18 protein-coding genes are annotated in these 17,032 nt (G+C 49.5%); 15 read left to right on the top strand and 3 right to left on the bottom strand.

Translation table 11 applies throughout. The annotated features are described in order from the left end of the window. Positions 1-14: 14 nt before the first annotated feature. From M1Q06_RS16385 to M1Q06_RS16375, 3 genes are read left to right on the top strand one after another with little or no spacing between them, the layout of a single operon-like run. Positions 15-845, top strand: a complete 831-nt coding sequence (locus tag M1Q06_RS16385; protein ID WP_434400781.1) for an ABC transporter permease — start codon at positions 15-17, stop codon at positions 843-845. Positions 846-858: 13 nt separating this feature from the next. Beyond that, on the top strand, positions 859-1,866 hold the full coding sequence (locus tag M1Q06_RS16380; RefSeq protein ID WP_121299307.1) for an ABC transporter ATP-binding protein: 1,008 nt from the start codon (positions 859-861) through the stop codon (positions 1,864-1,866). Further along, entirely contained in the window at positions 1,863-2,879 is a 1,017-nt protein-coding gene (locus tag M1Q06_RS16375; protein ID WP_434400779.1) for an ABC transporter ATP-binding protein, read from the top strand. Before M1Q06_RS16380 ends, M1Q06_RS16375 begins: the two co-directional genes overlap by 4 nt. 136 nt (positions 2,880-3,015) lie before the next feature. Here M1Q06_RS16375 and M1Q06_RS16370 read toward each other — a convergent pair whose 3' ends face one another. Then, positions 3,016-3,588 carry a YdeI/OmpD-associated family protein gene (locus M1Q06_RS16370; protein ID WP_434400777.1) on the bottom strand — a complete coding sequence of 191 codons (573 nt, stop codon included), beginning with the start codon at positions 3,586-3,588 and terminating at the stop codon, positions 3,016-3,018. A gap of 154 nt (positions 3,589-3,742) precedes the next feature. Here M1Q06_RS16370 and M1Q06_RS16365 point away from each other — a divergent pair, with 154 nt between their 5' ends. The 4 genes from M1Q06_RS16365 to M1Q06_RS16350 all read left to right on the top strand — a co-directional run bounded on the left by M1Q06_RS16365 (position 3,743) and on the right by M1Q06_RS16350 (position 8,147). Then, complete coding sequence (locus M1Q06_RS16365) at positions 3,743-4,384, top strand: Yip1 family protein (protein WP_434400775.1); 642 nt, start codon at positions 3,743-3,745, stop codon at positions 4,382-4,384. A gap of 229 nt (positions 4,385-4,613) precedes the next feature. Next, a complete protein-coding gene (katG, locus tag M1Q06_RS16360) occupies positions 4,614-6,863 on the top strand; it encodes a catalase/peroxidase HPI (RefSeq protein WP_121299303.1) in 2,250 nt (749 codons plus the stop codon). Positions 6,864-7,130: 267 nt separating this feature from the next. Continuing rightward, the gene (locus tag M1Q06_RS16355; RefSeq protein ID WP_434400773.1) at positions 7,131-7,748 is read left to right on the top strand and encodes a hypothetical protein; all 618 of its coding nucleotides are present in this window, start codon (positions 7,131-7,133) and stop codon (positions 7,746-7,748) included. Between the two features lie 258 nt (positions 7,749-8,006). Next, the gene (locus tag M1Q06_RS16350; protein ID WP_244201653.1) at positions 8,007-8,147 is read left to right on the top strand and encodes a GNAT family N-acetyltransferase; all 141 of its coding nucleotides are present in this window, start codon (positions 8,007-8,009) and stop codon (positions 8,145-8,147) included. A 190-nt stretch (positions 8,148-8,337) separates the two neighbouring features. Here M1Q06_RS16350 and M1Q06_RS16345 read toward each other — a convergent pair whose 3' ends face one another. Beyond that, positions 8,338-9,765, bottom strand: coding sequence for a purine-cytosine permease family protein (locus M1Q06_RS16345; protein WP_434402914.1), 1,428 nt, complete (start codon positions 9,763-9,765; stop codon positions 8,338-8,340). Positions 9,766-10,112: 347 nt separating this feature from the next. Here M1Q06_RS16345 and M1Q06_RS16340 point away from each other — a divergent pair, with 347 nt between their 5' ends. The 6 genes from M1Q06_RS16340 (at position 10,113) to M1Q06_RS16315 (ending at position 15,074) form a co-directional block, all read left to right on the top strand. Beyond that, a complete protein-coding gene (locus M1Q06_RS16340; RefSeq protein WP_434400770.1) occupies positions 10,113-10,679 on the top strand; it encodes a DUF4256 domain-containing protein in 567 nt (188 codons plus the stop codon). 68 nt (positions 10,680-10,747) lie between these two features. Continuing rightward, positions 10,748-11,236: an LURP-one-related/scramblase family protein gene (locus tag M1Q06_RS16335; RefSeq protein ID WP_434400768.1), complete on the top strand. Its 489-nt coding sequence runs from the start codon at positions 10,748-10,750 to the stop codon at positions 11,234-11,236. 197 nt (positions 11,237-11,433) lie between these two features. Beyond that, on the top strand, positions 11,434-13,062 hold the full coding sequence (locus M1Q06_RS16330; RefSeq protein ID WP_434400766.1) for an ABC transporter substrate-binding protein: 1,629 nt from the start codon (positions 11,434-11,436) through the stop codon (positions 13,060-13,062). 20 nt (positions 13,063-13,082) lie between these two features. Beyond that, entirely contained in the window at positions 13,083-14,162 is a 1,080-nt protein-coding gene (locus tag M1Q06_RS16325) for a M42 family metallopeptidase (RefSeq protein WP_434400765.1), read from the top strand. 164 nt (positions 14,163-14,326) lie between these two features. After that, positions 14,327-14,881 carry a hypothetical protein gene (locus tag M1Q06_RS16320; protein ID WP_101192037.1) on the top strand — a complete coding sequence of 185 codons (555 nt, stop codon included), beginning with the start codon at positions 14,327-14,329 and terminating at the stop codon, positions 14,879-14,881. A gap of 22 nt (positions 14,882-14,903) precedes the next feature. Further along, positions 14,904-15,074, top strand: coding sequence for a Fe3+ hydroxamate ABC transporter substrate-binding protein (locus M1Q06_RS16315; RefSeq protein WP_434400764.1), 171 nt, complete (start codon positions 14,904-14,906; stop codon positions 15,072-15,074). 68 nt (positions 15,075-15,142) lie between these two features. Here the strand turns inward: M1Q06_RS16315 and M1Q06_RS16310 are convergent, their stop codons facing one another. After that, positions 15,143-16,075 carry an iron-hydroxamate ABC transporter substrate-binding protein gene (locus tag M1Q06_RS16310; RefSeq protein ID WP_404335542.1) on the bottom strand — a complete coding sequence of 311 codons (933 nt, stop codon included), beginning with the start codon at positions 16,073-16,075 and terminating at the stop codon, positions 15,143-15,145. Between the two features lie 184 nt (positions 16,076-16,259). On the opposite strand from M1Q06_RS16310, the gene M1Q06_RS16305 reads away from it, so the two are divergent. Then, the gene (locus tag M1Q06_RS16305) at positions 16,260-16,604 is read left to right on the top strand and encodes a DUF6176 family protein (protein ID WP_434400762.1); all 345 of its coding nucleotides are present in this window, start codon (positions 16,260-16,262) and stop codon (positions 16,602-16,604) included. 178 nt (positions 16,605-16,782) lie between these two features. Then, positions 16,783-17,022 carry a hypothetical protein gene (locus M1Q06_RS16300; protein ID WP_101192033.1) on the top strand — a complete coding sequence of 80 codons (240 nt, stop codon included), beginning with the start codon at positions 16,783-16,785 and terminating at the stop codon, positions 17,020-17,022. Positions 17,023-17,032 lie beyond the last annotated feature (10 nt).

Here is a 17,032-nt window from a genome sequence, read left to right as displayed (position 1 = left end):
AGGAGACGAAACCGATGTTTACTAAGAAAACGAATTTGCTGGCGCTGGCGATGCTATTGATCGTCGCGCTTGCGGCCTTCACCGCAAGTTTCTGGCTGCCTTTCTCTCCGGCCGCGATTTCCCCGGAACAGCGCTTGACCGGCCCTTCAGGGGCACATTGGTTCGGCACGGATGATTTTGGCCGCGACATTTTCTCGCGGACCATCGTCGCGGCCCGGGTGTCCTTGTCTGTCGGCGTCATCGTTGCGGTGCTGTCAACGGTAATCGGCACAGTGATTGGCTTAATCTCCGGCTATTTCCGCAAAGTGGATTTCGTGCTGATGAGAATCATTGACGGCTTTCTGGCGTTTCCGGCACTCATCCTTGCGCTTGCGCTGGTTGCAGCACTTGGCGGCAGCATCACCAATATCATCATCGCTTTGACGCTGGCGTTTTTCCCGGTCATGGCGAGAGTCGTCCGTTCGGCGACGCTGCAAGTGAAAAACCAATCCTATATCGAAGCGGCCCAGACGACCGGATCGAGCCATGCGGTGATCATCGCCAAATACGTATTGCCGAATATTCTGTCCCCGGTTATCGTCCAAAGCACCTTCATTTTCGCGAAAGCGATTTTAGCGGAAGCGGCGCTCAGCTTTCTCGGCGTGGGGGTTAACCCGTCAACGCCGACCTGGGGCAATATGCTGCAGGAAGCACAGATCTACGTGACCATCGCGCCTTGGTATTCCATTTTCCCAGGCCTTGCGATCGTCATCACTGTTCTGGCTTTGAATTTGCTCGGCGATGGGCTGAGGGACAGTTTTAATCCACATCAAGCGAAACGCAAGCGCAAAACCAAACTTGCCTAAAGGGGGCACTCGAATGTTGCAAGTAGAAAATCTTCATGTCCATCTTGATACACCGGGCGGCCTCGTGAAAGCGGTCGACGGCGTGTCCTTTTCCATCCAGAAAGGGGAGACCATCGGCATCGTCGGGGAGTCGGGGAGCGGCAAAAGCGTGCTTGCCCATTCCTTGATGAAGCTCAATCCGGAACCGCCTGCACTGTATCCGCAAGGCACGATTCATTTTGAAGGCCAGCCGGTATTGGAAATGGGCAAAACGGAACTGAGAAAACTGCGGGGCAACGACATCGCCATGATTTTTCAGGATCCGATGTCGAGCTTGAATCCCGTCTCCAGAATCGGCAAGCAATTGATCGAAGCCATACAAGCGCATCAAAAACGGCCGAAACAGCAAGCACGCGAAAAAGCGATTGAGTTATTGGAAGACGTCGGCATTGCCGATGCCAAAGCGCGCATGAACAGCTACCCGCATCAATTCTCGGGTGGAATGCGCCAGCGTGTCTTGATCGCCATGGCGCTTGCTTCCAATCCGAAACTATTGATTGCGGATGAGCCGACGACGGCGCTGGATGTCACGATACAGGCGCAAGTTTTGGATTTGCTGAAGGGCATCCAAGAAAAATACGGCACGGCCATTCTCGTCATCACTCACGACCTCGGCGTCGTGGCCCATTTGGCCGACCGCATCCTGGTCATGTATGCCGGGAAAATCGTCGAATCGGGAAGTGCTGAAGATATCTTCTATAGAACGTCAATGCCGTATACGTGGTCGCTTTTGCGTTCGGTCCCGGTCATTCGTGAAGGCGGCCCAGAGCGGCTCATCCCGATCGATGGGCAGCCGCCGAGTTTGATCGACCGGCCGGCGGGATGCGCGTTCGAACCGAGATGCCCGTTTGCACGGGACGCATGCCGGCAAGTTGATCCGCCGTTGGAGCATCGCGAAAGCAATCATTCTGCAGCGTGCATTCTTTCGAGCAATGAATTCGAAGAACAGAAAAAGCAATTGGAAGGGGTGCTGACAACATGAGCGCATTATTGGATATCAAAGGGCTGCATGTCCATTTCCCCGTCAAAAAAGGCTTGTTGCAGCGCGAGAAAAGCTACGTCAAAGCGCTTAATGGCATTGACCTCCAAGTCCAAAAAGGCGAAACACTCGGCATCGTCGGCGAATCGGGCTGCGGGAAAAGCACGCTCGCGAGAAGCATCGTCGGCCTGCAGCAACCGACAGCGGGCGAAATCCTGTTCCACGGAAAAGATTACGCAGAAGCTAGCGCCAAAGAACTTCATGACATGCGGCGCAATGTCCAGATGATTTTTCAGGATCCCTACACCAGTTTGAATCCGCGCATGAAGATCGGGGACAGCGTGGCGGCGCCGTTGAAAGCCTATAAAAAGACCGAGCGGCTGGAATCGAGAGTCAAGGAATTGCTCGAACTGGTCGGCTTGAACCCGGACACCCATTACAATAAACTGCCGCATGAGTTTTCTGGCGGCCAGCGGCAACGTGTCGGCATTGCCCGCGCCCTTGCCCTGGAGCCGGAACTGCTGATCTGTGATGAGCCGGTCAGTGCACTCGATGTTTCCGTGCAGGCGCAAGTCATCAATTTGCTACAAGATCTTCAGAAGCAATTGGGCTTGACCTATGTTTTCATCGCACATGATTTGTCCGTCATCAATCATTTGGCCGACCGTGTGGCGGTTATGTATTTAGGAAAAGTGATGGAGAAATCGGAACGGGGCGCGTTTCATACAAAAGTCCAGCATCCGTATACGCAATCCTTGCTGTCGGCAGTGCCGGTTCCCGACCCGTTGCTTGAGCGCGGCAGGGAACGCATCGTCTTAAAAGGAGAGCTGCCGTCGCCGGCGAACCCGCCAAGCGGCTGCGTATTCCACACAAGATGCCCCATGGCCACCGAACGCTGCAAAAATGAAGTGCCAGCGCTCGAACCGAGAGGGCTCTCGGGCCAGGAAGTCGCCTGTTTTTATCCGCTTGCTGAAAAACAGCCAGCTGATGCGGCAAAAGATCCGCTATATGTATAGAAGAAAAGGCATCTTTCCCAGCACAAATGCGGGAAAGATGCCTTTTTTCGATGGAGATGCCAGCGTTCCTAGCAAAGTTCTATCTAACAAAAGTAGAAATATCTACTTAACAAAGGTGGAAACTTGCGAGAAGTTTTCAGTCATCCAATAAGCGCCCGTTGTCGTGCCACTGTCCGTACATTTTAGTGGCGCGTGTATTCACAATGAATTTCTCCAGCCGTTTATCGAATATTTCGCGGTCATAGCTTTTATAGCCCTGTATATTATCGATCCGGATCCGGCGGTACAGTTCAGGGAAGTTCAAGAAGTTTTCATAGACTTGCGGGTCTCGTTTCAAAGCAGATTCGATTTCTTCGTCGATAGCAAAAGACTCGGGCCGCATATCAGGAAGGACGCGGCGCCCTTGGCCAGTCATCCAGCCCAATTTCTCCAGCCTTCTGACGCGCTCTTTGTTCAATTCGGTCCAATTGCTGTTTTTCCGGCGCGGTGAAAGCCGCTGCGCCAATCGATTATCGGCTGTCTTTTTCGTGATGCCGTCAATCCAGCCAAAGCATAAGGCTTCTTCCACAGCATCCAAATAAGGGATTCCTTCTGGCCGTTCTTTGGTCCCGATCAGCACCCAGCAAAACTTCGCCGAAGCCGAATTTTTCTCTAGCCATTCCCTCAATTCCTGCCTGGAACGCGCGCCAAGCATATTGTCAATTTCCATTCGGCATGACTCCTTTCTCAATTGGCTGTTCGCTTATCATTACCACTGCGATTTCACGCCCTTCGTCAAAAAAAGGTATTCGAGAGTTATGAAGAAACATAGGGGATAGCCTTTTGAGCCATTGCGATCTTTGATAAGAGAGGAGGAAGAAATCATGGTAAGGGAAGAACGGATAAGAAATGAACGCGGGTTGAACCCGTTCACCGATATTTGGCTGCGCACGCGTGAAACCGTCCGTTTTGTCATTGAACGGAAATCCTTCAAGTTCATCATACTGCTCATCGTCCTCACGGGTTTTGCTTCCGGCTTGATCGGGATGATGAACGAACGCAGCTCGGATATGCCGGCGTGGGCGGCCATTCTGCAGGCCTTGGTGACCGGGCCGATCGGCAGCGCTTTCGGCTATTTCCTCGGTGCCGCAATCCTGGTGCTTGTCGGCCGGCTGTTTAAGGGGACGGCGAGCTACCAGGAGATGTTCAAGGCGCTGGCTACGGCCCAAATTCCGCAGATCTGGCTGTTGCCGCTGCTGATCATCTGGGTGCTCGCCTCTCCGGAAACCTTCTTGGCAGACCGGACGGACGTGGAAGGGAACCCGATCGTCGTCGTCATGTCGATCGTGATGGCAGTGGTCTCCATCTGGACATTCATCATCGTCTGCAAGGCGGTAGGCGAAGCGCACCGGGTGTCGTCCTGGAAAGGGTTCTTCATCGTTGTGCTGCCGGGGATCATCATCACATTCATTGTCTTGCTGATCGTCTTTGTGCTGTTCGCTTCATTCTTCAGTGAGTTTTTCTGAAGTTGAAAAATGAAAACATATTATAGGAAGAAATTCGGGCAACTCTTGCTGTTTTAAACGAAGCAGAAAAAGATTTGCCCTCATTTTTATCCATATTGCTGTTCAGCTGTTCTCTAGTTTAGTATAATTCTAATGTAAGAATTATTACATGCAATTGGCAATACCCAACAACATGCGTGTTGGATAGAAGTTCACCTTTTTTCATTATCAATTGGGAGGTTTTTACAAGATGGATAACAACGAACAAAAGCGCCACACAGCTGCATCCGATGCACAATGCCCAATAACAGGCGCCGGCGGGCAACAGCCGACTGACCAAACGGGCGGACACCAAGACAGCGCCATCACGACTTCGAACAAGCCAGGCAAAACGCAAAATAAAGACTGGTGGCCGAATATGCTGAATTTGAATATTCTGCACCAGCATGACACGAAAACGAACCCTCTAGGGGTAGAATTTGATTACCAAGCGGAATTCGAGAAATTGGATTACGATGCATTGAAACAAGACCTTCGCGACTTGATGACCAACAGCCAAGAATGGTGGCCAGCGGATTATGGCCATTACGGCGGATTGTTCATCCGTATGTCTTGGCACGCTGCAGGTACTTACCGTACAACGGATGGCCGCGGAGGCGGTTCTACCGGCAACCAGCGTTTCGCGCCGCTTAACAGCTGGCCGGATAACGTCAACTTGGACAAAGCGCGCCGTTTGCTTTGGCCGATCAAGAAAAAATACGGAAACAAAATCTCATGGGCTGACTTGCTCGTTTTGACAGGCAACGTGGCACTTGAATCGATGGGCTTCAAAACTTTCGGATTCGGTGCAGGCCGCGAAGACATCTGGGCGCCTGAAGAAGACGTCTATTGGGGCAATGAAAAAGAATGGCTCGCGGATAACCGCTATTCCGGCGACCGCGAACTGGAAAATCCGCTCGCAGCCGTTCAAATGGGCTTGATCTACGTAAACCCGGAAGGCCCGAATGGCAAACCGGATCCGCTTGCAAGTGCAGTGGACATCCGTGAGACTTTTGCGCGCATGGGAATGAACGACGAAGAAACCGTTGCCTTGATCGCAGGCGGCCACACATTCGGTAAAGCGCACGGCGCTGGAGATCCTTCCAACGTAAGCGACGATCCGGAAGCGGCGGTCATGGAAAACATGGGCCTTGGCTGGAAGAGTTCATACGGCTCTGGAAAAGGCCGTGACACGATTTCAAGCGGCATCGAAGGCGCTTGGACTGCCAACCCGATCCAATGGGATAACGGCTACTATGAGCAATTGTTAGGCTATGAGTGGGAATTGACGAAATCTCCTGCTGGCGCTTACCAATGGACAGCAGTAGACCTATCTGAAGGGCAAATGGCACCGGATGCAGAAGATTCTTCCATCAAAGTGAAAACGATGATGACAACTGCCGATATGGCGCTTCGTGTAGATCCGGAATATGAAAAAATTTCCCGCCGTTTCTACGAAAACATGGAAGAGTTCCAAGATGCGTTCGCACGTGCATGGTTCAAACTTCTTCACCGCGACATGGGCCCGAAAGTCCGCTACTGGGGACCAGAAGTTCCAGACGAAGAGTTGATCTGGCAAGATCCAGTACCAGCAGCTCCAGGAACGTTGAAAGACAAAGAATTAACTGAACTGAAAGCGAAAATCCTGGAAAGCGGCATCAACCCGCAACAGCTCGTCAAAGCAGCTTGGGCTTCTGCCAGCACATTCCGCGGTTCCGACAAGCGCGGCGGCGCAAACGGTGCGCGCATCCGCTTTGCACCACAGCGCAGCTGGGATGCCAACGAGCCGGAAGAATTGGAAAAAGTGCTTTACTTCTATGAGCATTTGAAAGCAGAAACAGGCGACAAAGTAAGCATCGCCGACTTGATCGTCCTCGGCGGTAACGCAGCGATCGAACAAGCGGTCAAAGCAGCCGGTTTCGATATCGAAGTGCCATTCACGCAAGGCCGCGGAGACGCTCTTGAAGAGCAAACCGATGCCGAGAGCTTCAAAGTGCTTGAGCCGCTATCTGACGGGTTCAGAAACTACCATAAGAAAGAATATGCAACAAGCCCGGAAGAAATGTTGTTGGATAAAGCACAATTGCTTGGCCTGACAGCTCCGGAAATGACCGTATTGGTCGGCGGGATGCGCGCACTTGGCGCAAACCACGAAGGTTCTACAGCAGGCGTTCTAACTGACAACGTCGGCGTCTTGACCAACGACTTCTTCACGAAGCTATTGGACATGGACATCGAATGGTCACCGGTTGAGTTCAATAAATACGAAGGCAAAAACCGTGCAACTGGCGAATCCGCTGGCACTGCAACGCGCATCGACCTCGTATTCGGCTCGAACTCCATCCTGCGTGCGGTTGCTGAAGTCTACGCACAAGACGACAACAAAGAAAAATTCGTCCGCGACTTCATCAAAGCATGGAACAAAGTGATGAATGCCGATCGCTACGATTTGCAGAACTGAATCAAACACTGACTGGCCAGCATTTTGCTGGCCGGTTTTTTTGTGGTTTCATTCACCGGACAGCGAGAGATTTCAGAAAAATGTAATTTCTTGATTAATTTAATGATAAACTGGAAAACAAGAGCCATCACCCAAGAGCACGTTTTACCGACACCAGATGCGTCGCAGCCACTGGATTCAGTTCAAAAACGTAAGGAGAGGATTAGATTGCCGAAAAGAAAAAGTTTTTATCAAAAGAGTTTGAGTGTAGGAGTAATAAGCTCAGCTTTGTTCATAGCAGGTTGTGGAACTGGAGACACGATCGCAGAACAGCCGGCAGAAAGTGAGCCAACTGAAGTTCAAACAACGACTGCTTCGGACGGCTCCGGCGAAACGGAAGAATCGGAAGAAGAAGCAGGAGAAGCTGCAGAGGCAGATGAAGAGGAAACGCAAGCACCAGAAGAAAATGCGGAAGCTGATGCTGGTACAACCGATGAAGAAGGGGAAGCGGTGCCTGCAGACCAGAAGGGCATCACCATGCCGCTTCCGCTTGGAACGCCTCTGGCCGATTTAATTGAGCATTACGGCCAACCGACTTACGATAACTACTTCCTCGGGAGCCGGCTTGTGGTTTTCAACAAGGAAGACGGTTATTTCCTGGATGATGACAATATCGCCAAAGGGTTTTTTGTCGGCAATCCTGAGGTCTCGGTCTTCGATACCCGCATCGGCATGACCTTCAAAGAAATCGATGAAATTCTGGGGGCAAAGGGAGAAGTAGGATACGATCAGTCGGAAACCCAGTACTATCTCAATATCCATTATGTCGAGAACTACAAAATCACGTATTCTGCTGAAACGGAAGATGGCCCGGTAGTGGAAATAGTGATCATAAGAAGCAAATAAGAGCTGAAACCTTCAGTAAGCGAGGGATGTGGATGATCCATCTCAAAGAAGTTAACCGCCATAATTTTTTCGATGTCATCGGTTTGGAAGTGGCGGAACACCAGAAGTCCTTTGTAGCATCGAACGTTTTTTTCCTTGGCACAGGCGAAAGCGTACCCGGAATGCGCCTGTTTAGCTATCTACTGCAGCGACGAACTCGTCGGGTTTACGATGTAGTGCCTGGATCAGGATGACCAAGAGTATTGGATTTACCGCTTGATGATCGATGCCAATCACCAGTCAAAAGGCTATGGAAAGGCGGCGATGGAACGGCTCATCGAGCAGCTCCAACAAGACCGGGAACATCGTGTAATGTACCTGAGTTTCGAGCCGGCCAATGAAGCTGCCAAGAAACTATAAGAAAAGCTTGGTTTTGTGGCAGACGGCCGCATCATTGACGGGGAAATCGTCTATAAACTGGTTTATTGAAAAACGCCCGCTGCATCAAGTGATGCAGCGGGCGTTTTTGATGTGAAAAGGAGAAAGATAGTGTCTATTGGTAAGTTGAGGAGATAATGGGTGTGTGTTCTTGCTATAAAATCATGGCTATTTATTTGCCGGAGCGGGTCGCGATATGGTCTTCGATGTCCACATCAACCGGTTCCGTTTTCATGTAGTATTTGCCTTTTGTCAGGGCCGCCAGCATCACTGTTAGAAGTGCGGCGAGCACAGCGGCGAAGAAAGCGGCAGTATTTTGCAGGAACGGCCCTATATAGCCGAGTGCCGCAAACGTGCCGAGGCCGCTCGAGATGACCAGCGCTACGACCCCTACAGGATTCCATTTATACAGATATTCCTGGCGGGCTTCATAGAACAAGGGTCCGATCTTCAACCATTTCTTGACAATCATGGCATCCGCGACGATGACTGCTGCCCAGGCGAGCAAAAAGACGCCCTGGAAGGTCATCGCAGTACCAAGATGATCAACAATGCCGCCGAGCATCAAGGCAATGGCGGACAAGGCAGTGACGACGATCCAAAACCGTCTGCCAGGCATAAAGTTAAAAATGTTCTCGAAAAAGTTCGATAGCGATAAGGAACCACTGTAAATATTCGTGATATTGATGCGCAGCTGCGTAAGCAAAGTAAACATGACCCCGCCGAAGCCAAGCAATAGCACGATATAGACGCCCGGATTGGATTCACCGAGGCGCACACCAAACCAGATGCCAAGGCCGCCCATGACGCCAAAGCAGAAAATTTGCGGGATGAAGCCAATCATGACCGATCCGAGCTTGACGTCTTTCGGTTTCAGGAAGCGGGCATAATCCGAGGCAAGTAAGGCCGTCAATCCCATGATGCCGTGCTGCATGCCGATGCACAGCAACAATGCCGCACCGCCCACTTGCACGCCTTCTGGCAAATAAGTCCAGAAGGCGCCGTCATAGCCCGACGGCGTATTGAAGGTGACGATAATGGTGACCAGGAGGAACACCAGGAAAATCGGCAAAGACCATTTTTGCAGTTTGTCCAATTGTTTGATGCCAAACCAATTGAGTGGAATGACCAGAAGCCCAAAAAAGATGATGAGCGCCCATTCGGGGATAGAGGGGAAGAACGTATGAACTGCGGCGACCAGAATCAGGCCTTCGAATGCGCAGTACATGATAAAGTTTGATGCGTAGATTAAGGAGGTCAAAGAGGCTCCGATATAACCAAATCCGCCACTTCTGGATAATAGATTGACATTCATCCCTGATTTTGCCGACAGATAGGCAATAACCGTCCCGAGAATTCCTGCAACAATAATCGCGTAAACAGCGGAAATAATGGCGTTCACCGCCCCGAATTGAAGGGCCATAACACTGCCGGTCTGGAAGTAGAATATAGCAGTCGCAATTCCGAACGTGATGTTGGTGATGCTGAGCCAACCCATCTTCCGTTCTTCGCGCGGCACACGATCCAAGGAATAATCATCTTGCCCTTCTGCCTGTTTTTTAACATTTAAGTCCATGGCTTCGTCTACAGTAGTAATCATTTCTTTCGTGATATCGATCATCTCCTATATATCCTCATTATCACTCCTGCCCATTTTTATTCTTTCTGCCACAATTTTCACTATATAAGCATAACAAAGAATTAAGTGAAATTGTTCACAATATGCTGATTTTTAATATTTTATTGGTAAATTTCTTTTATTTTAAGGAATTTAAGTTATGACACCATAGAAAATACAAACAATTTATTAGGCGACAGCCAGCAGCTCGGCGAAATTAAATGAATCTTTCCCAAGCGATTTGCCGTAAATAAAGGAAATCAGGATTAAATAGCCAACTCCATATACAGGTCATCTATGCGGTGAAAAGGAAAGGGAGGAGAAGAGCAATGGCACAGCCTCAAGAGTATCTAACTGATGAACAGCAGCGAACTCTGCTCGAAGCCTTGAAACAGCGCTTCGAACAAAACGAACAGCGCCACGAAAAGATGGGGTGGGACAATGTTCGGCTGAAGCTAGACGAAGATCCGGTAAAGTTGGCGATTTTGCACCAAATGGAGGAAACCGGCGGCGAACCGGATGTCATCGGCTATGAAGCGGAGACCGGGATGTTCTTGTTTTGCGATTGCTCAAAAGAAAGCCCGAAAGGACGAAGAAGTCTTTGTTATGACCGGTCGGCGCTTGAATCCCGGAAAAAAAACAAACCCGAAAATTCGGCAGTCGACATGGCAGCTGAGATCGGCATTGAATTATTGACAGAAGAGCAGTACAGGCTGCTTCAGACTTTGGATGAGTTCGATTTAAAGACGTCGAGCTGGCTCGAGACCCCCCAGGAAATCCGGGAACGCGGCGGGGCGATTTTTGGCGATTGCAGGTACGGGCAGGTTTTTGTTTACCATAACGGAGCGGACTCCTATTACGCCGCAAGAGGGTTCAGGGGCATTTTGAAAGTATAGGCGATGAAAATGTTTCACGTGGAACCGAATGAAAGAGCATGACAGCAGAAACCAGAAAGGAAGTTATTATGAAGCACCTCTATATCAAACAAAAAGTATTCAGCTTGAGCGAGAAATTCACGGTGAAAGACGAACAAGAACGGGATCGGTATTTCGTCGAAGGCAGTTTTTTGAAAATCCCAAAGACCTTTTCGATCTTGGATGCTGAAAACCAGGAAATCGGCGTAATCACGAAAAAGACCTTTAGTTTCTTGCCGACTTTCTTCGTGGAAGTGGACGGCCAGGAAGCGGTCATGATCAAGAAAGAGTTTACTTTTCTGAAGCCACGCTATGCCATTGAAGCAGAAGGCATCGACGTGCAGGGAAATTGGTGGGAAATGACTTTTGACATCCTTCGGCATGGACAAGTCATCGGCTCGGTGAGCAAGCAATGGCTCAGCTGGGGGGACACTTACCAAGTAGATATCCTCGATGAAACGATGGAGCATCTGATCATTTCGCTCGTTGTGGCCATCGATTGCGTAAAAGCAGACCAGGCCGCAGCCGCTTCAAGCTGATGATCATGGTATTGATTAAGTGGACAATAGCTTGCGACACTCACTTCATAAGTGGGTGTTTTTTAATGTGCATGAATAAAATTCTGAAAAAATAGATTTGAAAATTAATTCCAAAAACTTTATACTTGGAGCTATCTTCCTTTCTCTAAAACTTCACTGTGCTAGAGAAAGAGTGCAAAAAAGGAGGCGGAAGCCGGTTGGAAAAGAAAATTCGTAACCTATTTTATTTTTTCATCGCATTTGGAATTGTACTATTGGCTGGATGTTCAAGTGATAACGCACAAGACGAGGCCGGCACTGCAACCGAAGGCGATAAGAGCGGCGGCACTTTGGTTTACGGGCGCGGCGCCGATTCGGTCAGTTTAGACCCAATCAATGTAACGGACGGGGAATCGATCCGGGTCACGCACAATATATACGAAACTCTATTGGAATATGACCACAATTTGGAGCTGCAGCCGAAACTGGCAACAGAATACAGCTCGAGCGAAGATGGCTTGACTTGGACATTCCAGCTGCGCGAAGGCGTGAAGTTCCATGACGGCACCGATTTTAACGCAGACGCCGTCGTCTTTAATTTCGAACGCTGGATGGATCCGGAAAACCCGTACCATGAAGGAGATTTTCCTTATTATCCGTTTCTTTACGGCGGGTTTAAAGGAGACGAAAACCACCTGATTGAATCGGTAACAGCGACTGGCGAACACGAACTTGAAATTGTATTGAAGCGAAAAACCGCACCGTTCCTTAGCTATTTGGCGATTTCCATGTTCGGGATTGCAAGCCTTGCAGCGATCGAACAGTACGGCGCTGGCATCGGCGAGAACCCGGTCGGCACTGGGCCGTTCAAGTTTGAGGAATGGAACCGCAATAACACGATCACGCTATCAAAGAATGAAGACTATTGGATGGAAGGGAAGCCTTACCTCGACCAAGTCATCTATCAAGTTATTCCCGAAAACTCGGCACGCTTGAATGCCTTGCAGACAGGGGAAATCGATATTTTGGACGGCATGAATGCAAGCGATACGACGATTGTCGAAGACACGGAAGGCATTGAACTGATTAAACGCCCAAGTTTCAATATCGGCTATATGGCGTTCAATATGGAAAAAGAGCCATTCGATGATCCCTTGGTGCGCAAGGCCATCAATATGGCGATCGACAAAGAAGAAATTGTCGATGCGTTTTATAACGGACTGGCAGACCCGGCGACTAGCCCGTTGCCGCCGTCTCTCTGGAGCCATGACGAGTCGCTGGAGAAATACGATTACAACGTAGAAGAAGCGAAGAAACTATTGGCGGAAGCAGGACTTGAAGACGGCTTTACCACGGAACTGTATACGATGAGCAACCCTCGCCCTTATTTGCCGGAACCGATGAAAATTGCGGAAGCGATTCAATCGGATTTGGCTGAGATTGGGATTACGGCAGAAATCGTGTCGTCTGAATGGGCCACTTATTTGGAAGATACGAAGAACGGCAAGCACAGCATGGCGATGTACGGATGGACAGGCGTTATGGCTGATCCGGACAACTTCCTCTATCCGAACCTCAGCAAAACGAACGCCGAAGTGCCTGCACAAAACATCGCGTTTTATAAGAGCGACGAATTCACGTCGTTGATTACGGAAGCGCGTGAAACAATCGACCAGGACAAGCGGACCGAGCTCTACCAGGAAGCCCAGCAATTGTTCCAGGAAGACGCTCCGTGGGTGATGCTCGCCTATACAACGCCGCCTTTGGCACAAAGCGATTATGTGGAAGATTACAATCCGCATCCGATGAGCAATGATTTAATGACCGATGTGTATTTATCAAACTAAGTATCTGGAGTTGAGCCGTTTTGTATAAAGTATTGAAGGAATTATGTGGATTGGTGGGGCCAAGCGGCTTCGAGCAGGACGTCCAACGTTATATCAAAGACGAAATAGAAGGGAAAGTGGCATCTTGCGAAGTGGACCCGCTCGGCAATATTATCGCGACGATTCCGGCGACGGATGCTTCTTTGCCATCGATCTTACTCGCCGCGCATTCAGATGAAATCGGCTTTATCGTCAAAAAAATCGAAGCGAATGGCACACTGCGCTTCGAACAGCTCGGCGGATTCGACAACCGCACCTTGCTGGCCCAGCCGGTGACGATCAAAGGCGATGACGGCTATATTCAAGGCGTGATCGGAACGCTCGCTGTCCATTACGTGAAATGGGACGACCCGAAGCGCATCGCTTCGCACCGGGAACTATATATCGATATCGGGGCGGCTTCGCCTGAAGAAGTGGCACAAATGGGCGTCAGAGTCGGCCAGCCGGTGAGTTACGGCAGCGAATTGAAGCTGATTGGCGATGCCAAGCAAAACCGCGTCGTCGGGAAAGCCTTGGATGACCGGGCGGGCTGTGCCGTCTTGCTGGAGTTAATCAATGAATTCCAGCAAGCAGCGGATCTGGCGCATGGCGATATCCATTTCGCATTCACTGTACAGGAAGAAGTCGGGCTTCGCGGCGCTTCCGTCTTGAGCGCAAACCTGCAGCCGGATTTCGCTTTGGCGATCGATACGACGCCGACGAGTGACACCAATGATGTGCTCATGACCGGCACCCGAAAACTGGGAGCAGGGCCATGCATTAAGATTACGGATAAATCCTTGATTTCGCATCCTTTGGTGACGGGGCTGTTGGAAAAAGTGGCCAACGAGCAAGCGATCCCGTATCAACAGGAAATTTTTATGGGCATCGGCACAGATGCCGGGGCAATCCATATGACACATAAAGGCGTCTCGTCTGGTGTCGTCTCGATTCCTTCCCGTTATACGCATACACCGATTGAAATCGTGGACTTGGAAGATTTGGATCACACAGTGGATTTGGTGAAACACTTTATTTTATCGTCGAATGAACTGAGCGGGAAAAGTTTCTTGGATACCTAACAGCATTCCAGAAACGCCTTTTTACTTGTGAACCTTAGGGGGAACGAGTGGAAAGGCGTTTTTCTTTGTGAAAATATATGATTTATAAATGAGTTTCTTCAAATTCCAGAAAATTGAAACTTAACTCTAGTTATTTCGTAGTATAAACAAAGGAGATGGTCGGAATGCAGAAAGGAGCAAGCAAACTGAAATTGGCGTTGGCTGGGCTGGCCGTGCTCGCGGCATTGTTTACCGTGTGCGGGTGTATGGCGGCGAAAGCGGACGACCCAAAAATGGAGACGATTGAGCGCGTATTGGAGCTGCAATTCAACGGACCGGACGAGGAGTTTTTAGAGGCGATGTGGAATCCTGCCAACAAACAAATCGTGGACGGCGTCGAAGTGAATGAGGCATTTGAACAGCAAGTGGACGACAAATACGGAGCCTATTTCACTGACAACGAATTGGATCAGTTCATGCGGGTATTCGGTACCTATTTTCCGGGGTTGGCTGATATTTACGGCTACGAGCTGCGCCTGGAAGATGTAGACATCGAGTTGAGCGAGACGGTGGCGAACCGCTACCTGTTCACGGCAGAAGTGGTGTTTCAGAAAAAAGGCGGAAAAGAGCAGCGTGCTGAAGTGGGAGGCGTCGTGCTATTCTCGACTGTCCAGGAAGGCAAAATCGGCAAGTTCACTTATACGGACGACCAAGGCTTATCGGAACGCTTAAAACAATAACGATCAAGTGGGAGGGATGATGATGTTCAATGAAGCACCGAAATGCCAAGTGTGCGGCAGGGAAATCGAAGGCGATGAAGTAGTGCATATCCAGATGCGCTATCCGAAGCGCAAAGGGTTCGCGGAGGTCAAAGCGTATTTAAAACTAGAGGGCAAGTTTACGTGTGATGCATGCGCCAAAAGCAAAACATAACGAAAGCCCCCGTCCGAACGGCTTCCGGGGGGTGTGGAAGTCCGTTCGGACGGGGGCTTTCAAATGGCTTAATTACCGGCAAGGAATCCTTCTTCAAAGATACCGAGCAGATGGTCCAGGGTGATCGGGTCGCTGTACGTCGAAGCTTTCGTATTGATTTCAATGACGCGCTCTTCGCTTACGGCAGGGATATTGTTCCAGACATCGGTTTCCATGAATGAGTTGTCGACATCCGGATTTTTGCTGAGGACGACGTAATCCCCTGCAAAGTCAGGCAATACTTCGAGCGAGAAGGTGTGGACGCCTGCTTCAAGGGCAAGTTCCTCGACTTTTTCCGGCATGTTCAAGCCCATTTCCTGATAGAGAATTTCGGTGCCGCGTGCGTAATTATCACCGAATACATAGAATTCCTTATTGCCGCTTTCGATGACCGAAACAGTGGCGTCTTCACCGATTTTGGCGCGGATTTCTTCACCGGCAGCTTGTGCGCGGTTTTGGAAATCAGCGACCCAATCTGTCGCTTCCTGTTCTTTATTGAGCAATTTGCCGATTTCGACTTGCTGATCCAAATAACCGAGTTTGCCCCACGTGAAAGCAACGGTCGGTGCAATTTCGCTCATCTTGTCGAGATTTTTCATGTGTGTGCCTGCAATGATGAGGTCCGGATCCAATTCGATGATTTTCTCCAGGTTGTCTTCCGTGACGATTTCCACATCGGACAGCATATCTTCAAAAAGCGGGTTGGCATTGGTCCATTCGTCGATGCCGACGATATTGCCTTCAAGCGCCAAGACATTCGGCCCGTTCGTCAAGGCGATAATGCGCTGCGGGTCTGTCGGCACTTCAACGGCGCCTGTTTCCGATTCGTATGTAAATGTCTCCGCTGCTGCATCTTGTTCCGGTTCTGCAGCGCCTGTATCTTCTGACGATTCAGCAGAGCCACAAGCGGCGAGTACGGCCAGTAACAATAAAAGCACGAACAATAATCCTGATTTTTTCAAGTTCTTCTTCTCCTTTGATCGAGAATGATCAATCAATAATGATAATCATTTTCAATTAGATTCTAGTTTAATCCTACTTCTCTGCTCGTGTATTGTCAATAAACTTACGGAAGAGAATTTCGCCAAGCTTGTTGTTTTCTGCCAGATTGTGAAATGTTGAAAATTTTTAAAGGAAGTGATTCGAATGGATGTTGAGTTGACGCGGTTTCGCGTGAAAAAAGGAAAGTCGGAAGTGGTAGATGAATGGCTAAAGTTCTTGAACGATCATATGGAGGAAGTCCTTGTGACCTTAGAAGGGGAGAACATGTACGTCGAGACCATTTTCCGGGAAACGCTGGATGGGGCTGAGTATTTGTATTGGTATTCGGTACAGGGGGAAGGCGGGCAGGCGGTGGAAACCTCAACGCATTGGATCGACGAAAAACACATGGCGTACTGGCAGGAATGCATCGATCCTGATTTTGAAGCCGTCGATTTATCGGTCGAAGCGATCATGATTCCCCGCCATATCCGAAATCATATGAAATAAGGCGGGCTAAAGCAGGAGCCGCGTTCTTTTTTATGAAAACGACTATCTATTTCCTCAAATTTCCATCTTCATATTCCTTTGATTCCTTAAAAAGATAGGATGAAAAAAATGGGAATTTATAGACTGCCCGGATGCGCCAATACGCATTGGAGCAGTTGCGTAAGAATGGGGAATAGCGATGCTGAAAATAATTCGGATTATCCTTCAATTAAGTGTTATCGGAATAGGAAGCTATACATTATTTACCGAAAAATTGGTTTTGACGCCGCTCGTCATGCTGCTCGCGGGATTGTTCATGCTCGTTGCAGGATTCGAACGGATCGAGAAAAACCAAAAAGAATTCTGGGGTTATGCTTTCGTGGTCATTTCGCTGTTTTTATTGACTGTCTCATGGCAAAACTTGTTCTTGGCGACTTAACGAAGGCCTA

It is taken from the genome of Planococcus sp. 11815, assembly GCF_051096385.1.
In the GTDB taxonomy this organism is placed as follows: Bacteria; Bacillota; Bacilli; order Bacillales_A; family Planococcaceae; genus Planococcus; species Planococcus citreus.
The sequence above is the reverse complement of the archived record's forward strand: the minus strand, read 5'-3'. Positions and strand labels throughout refer to the sequence as shown.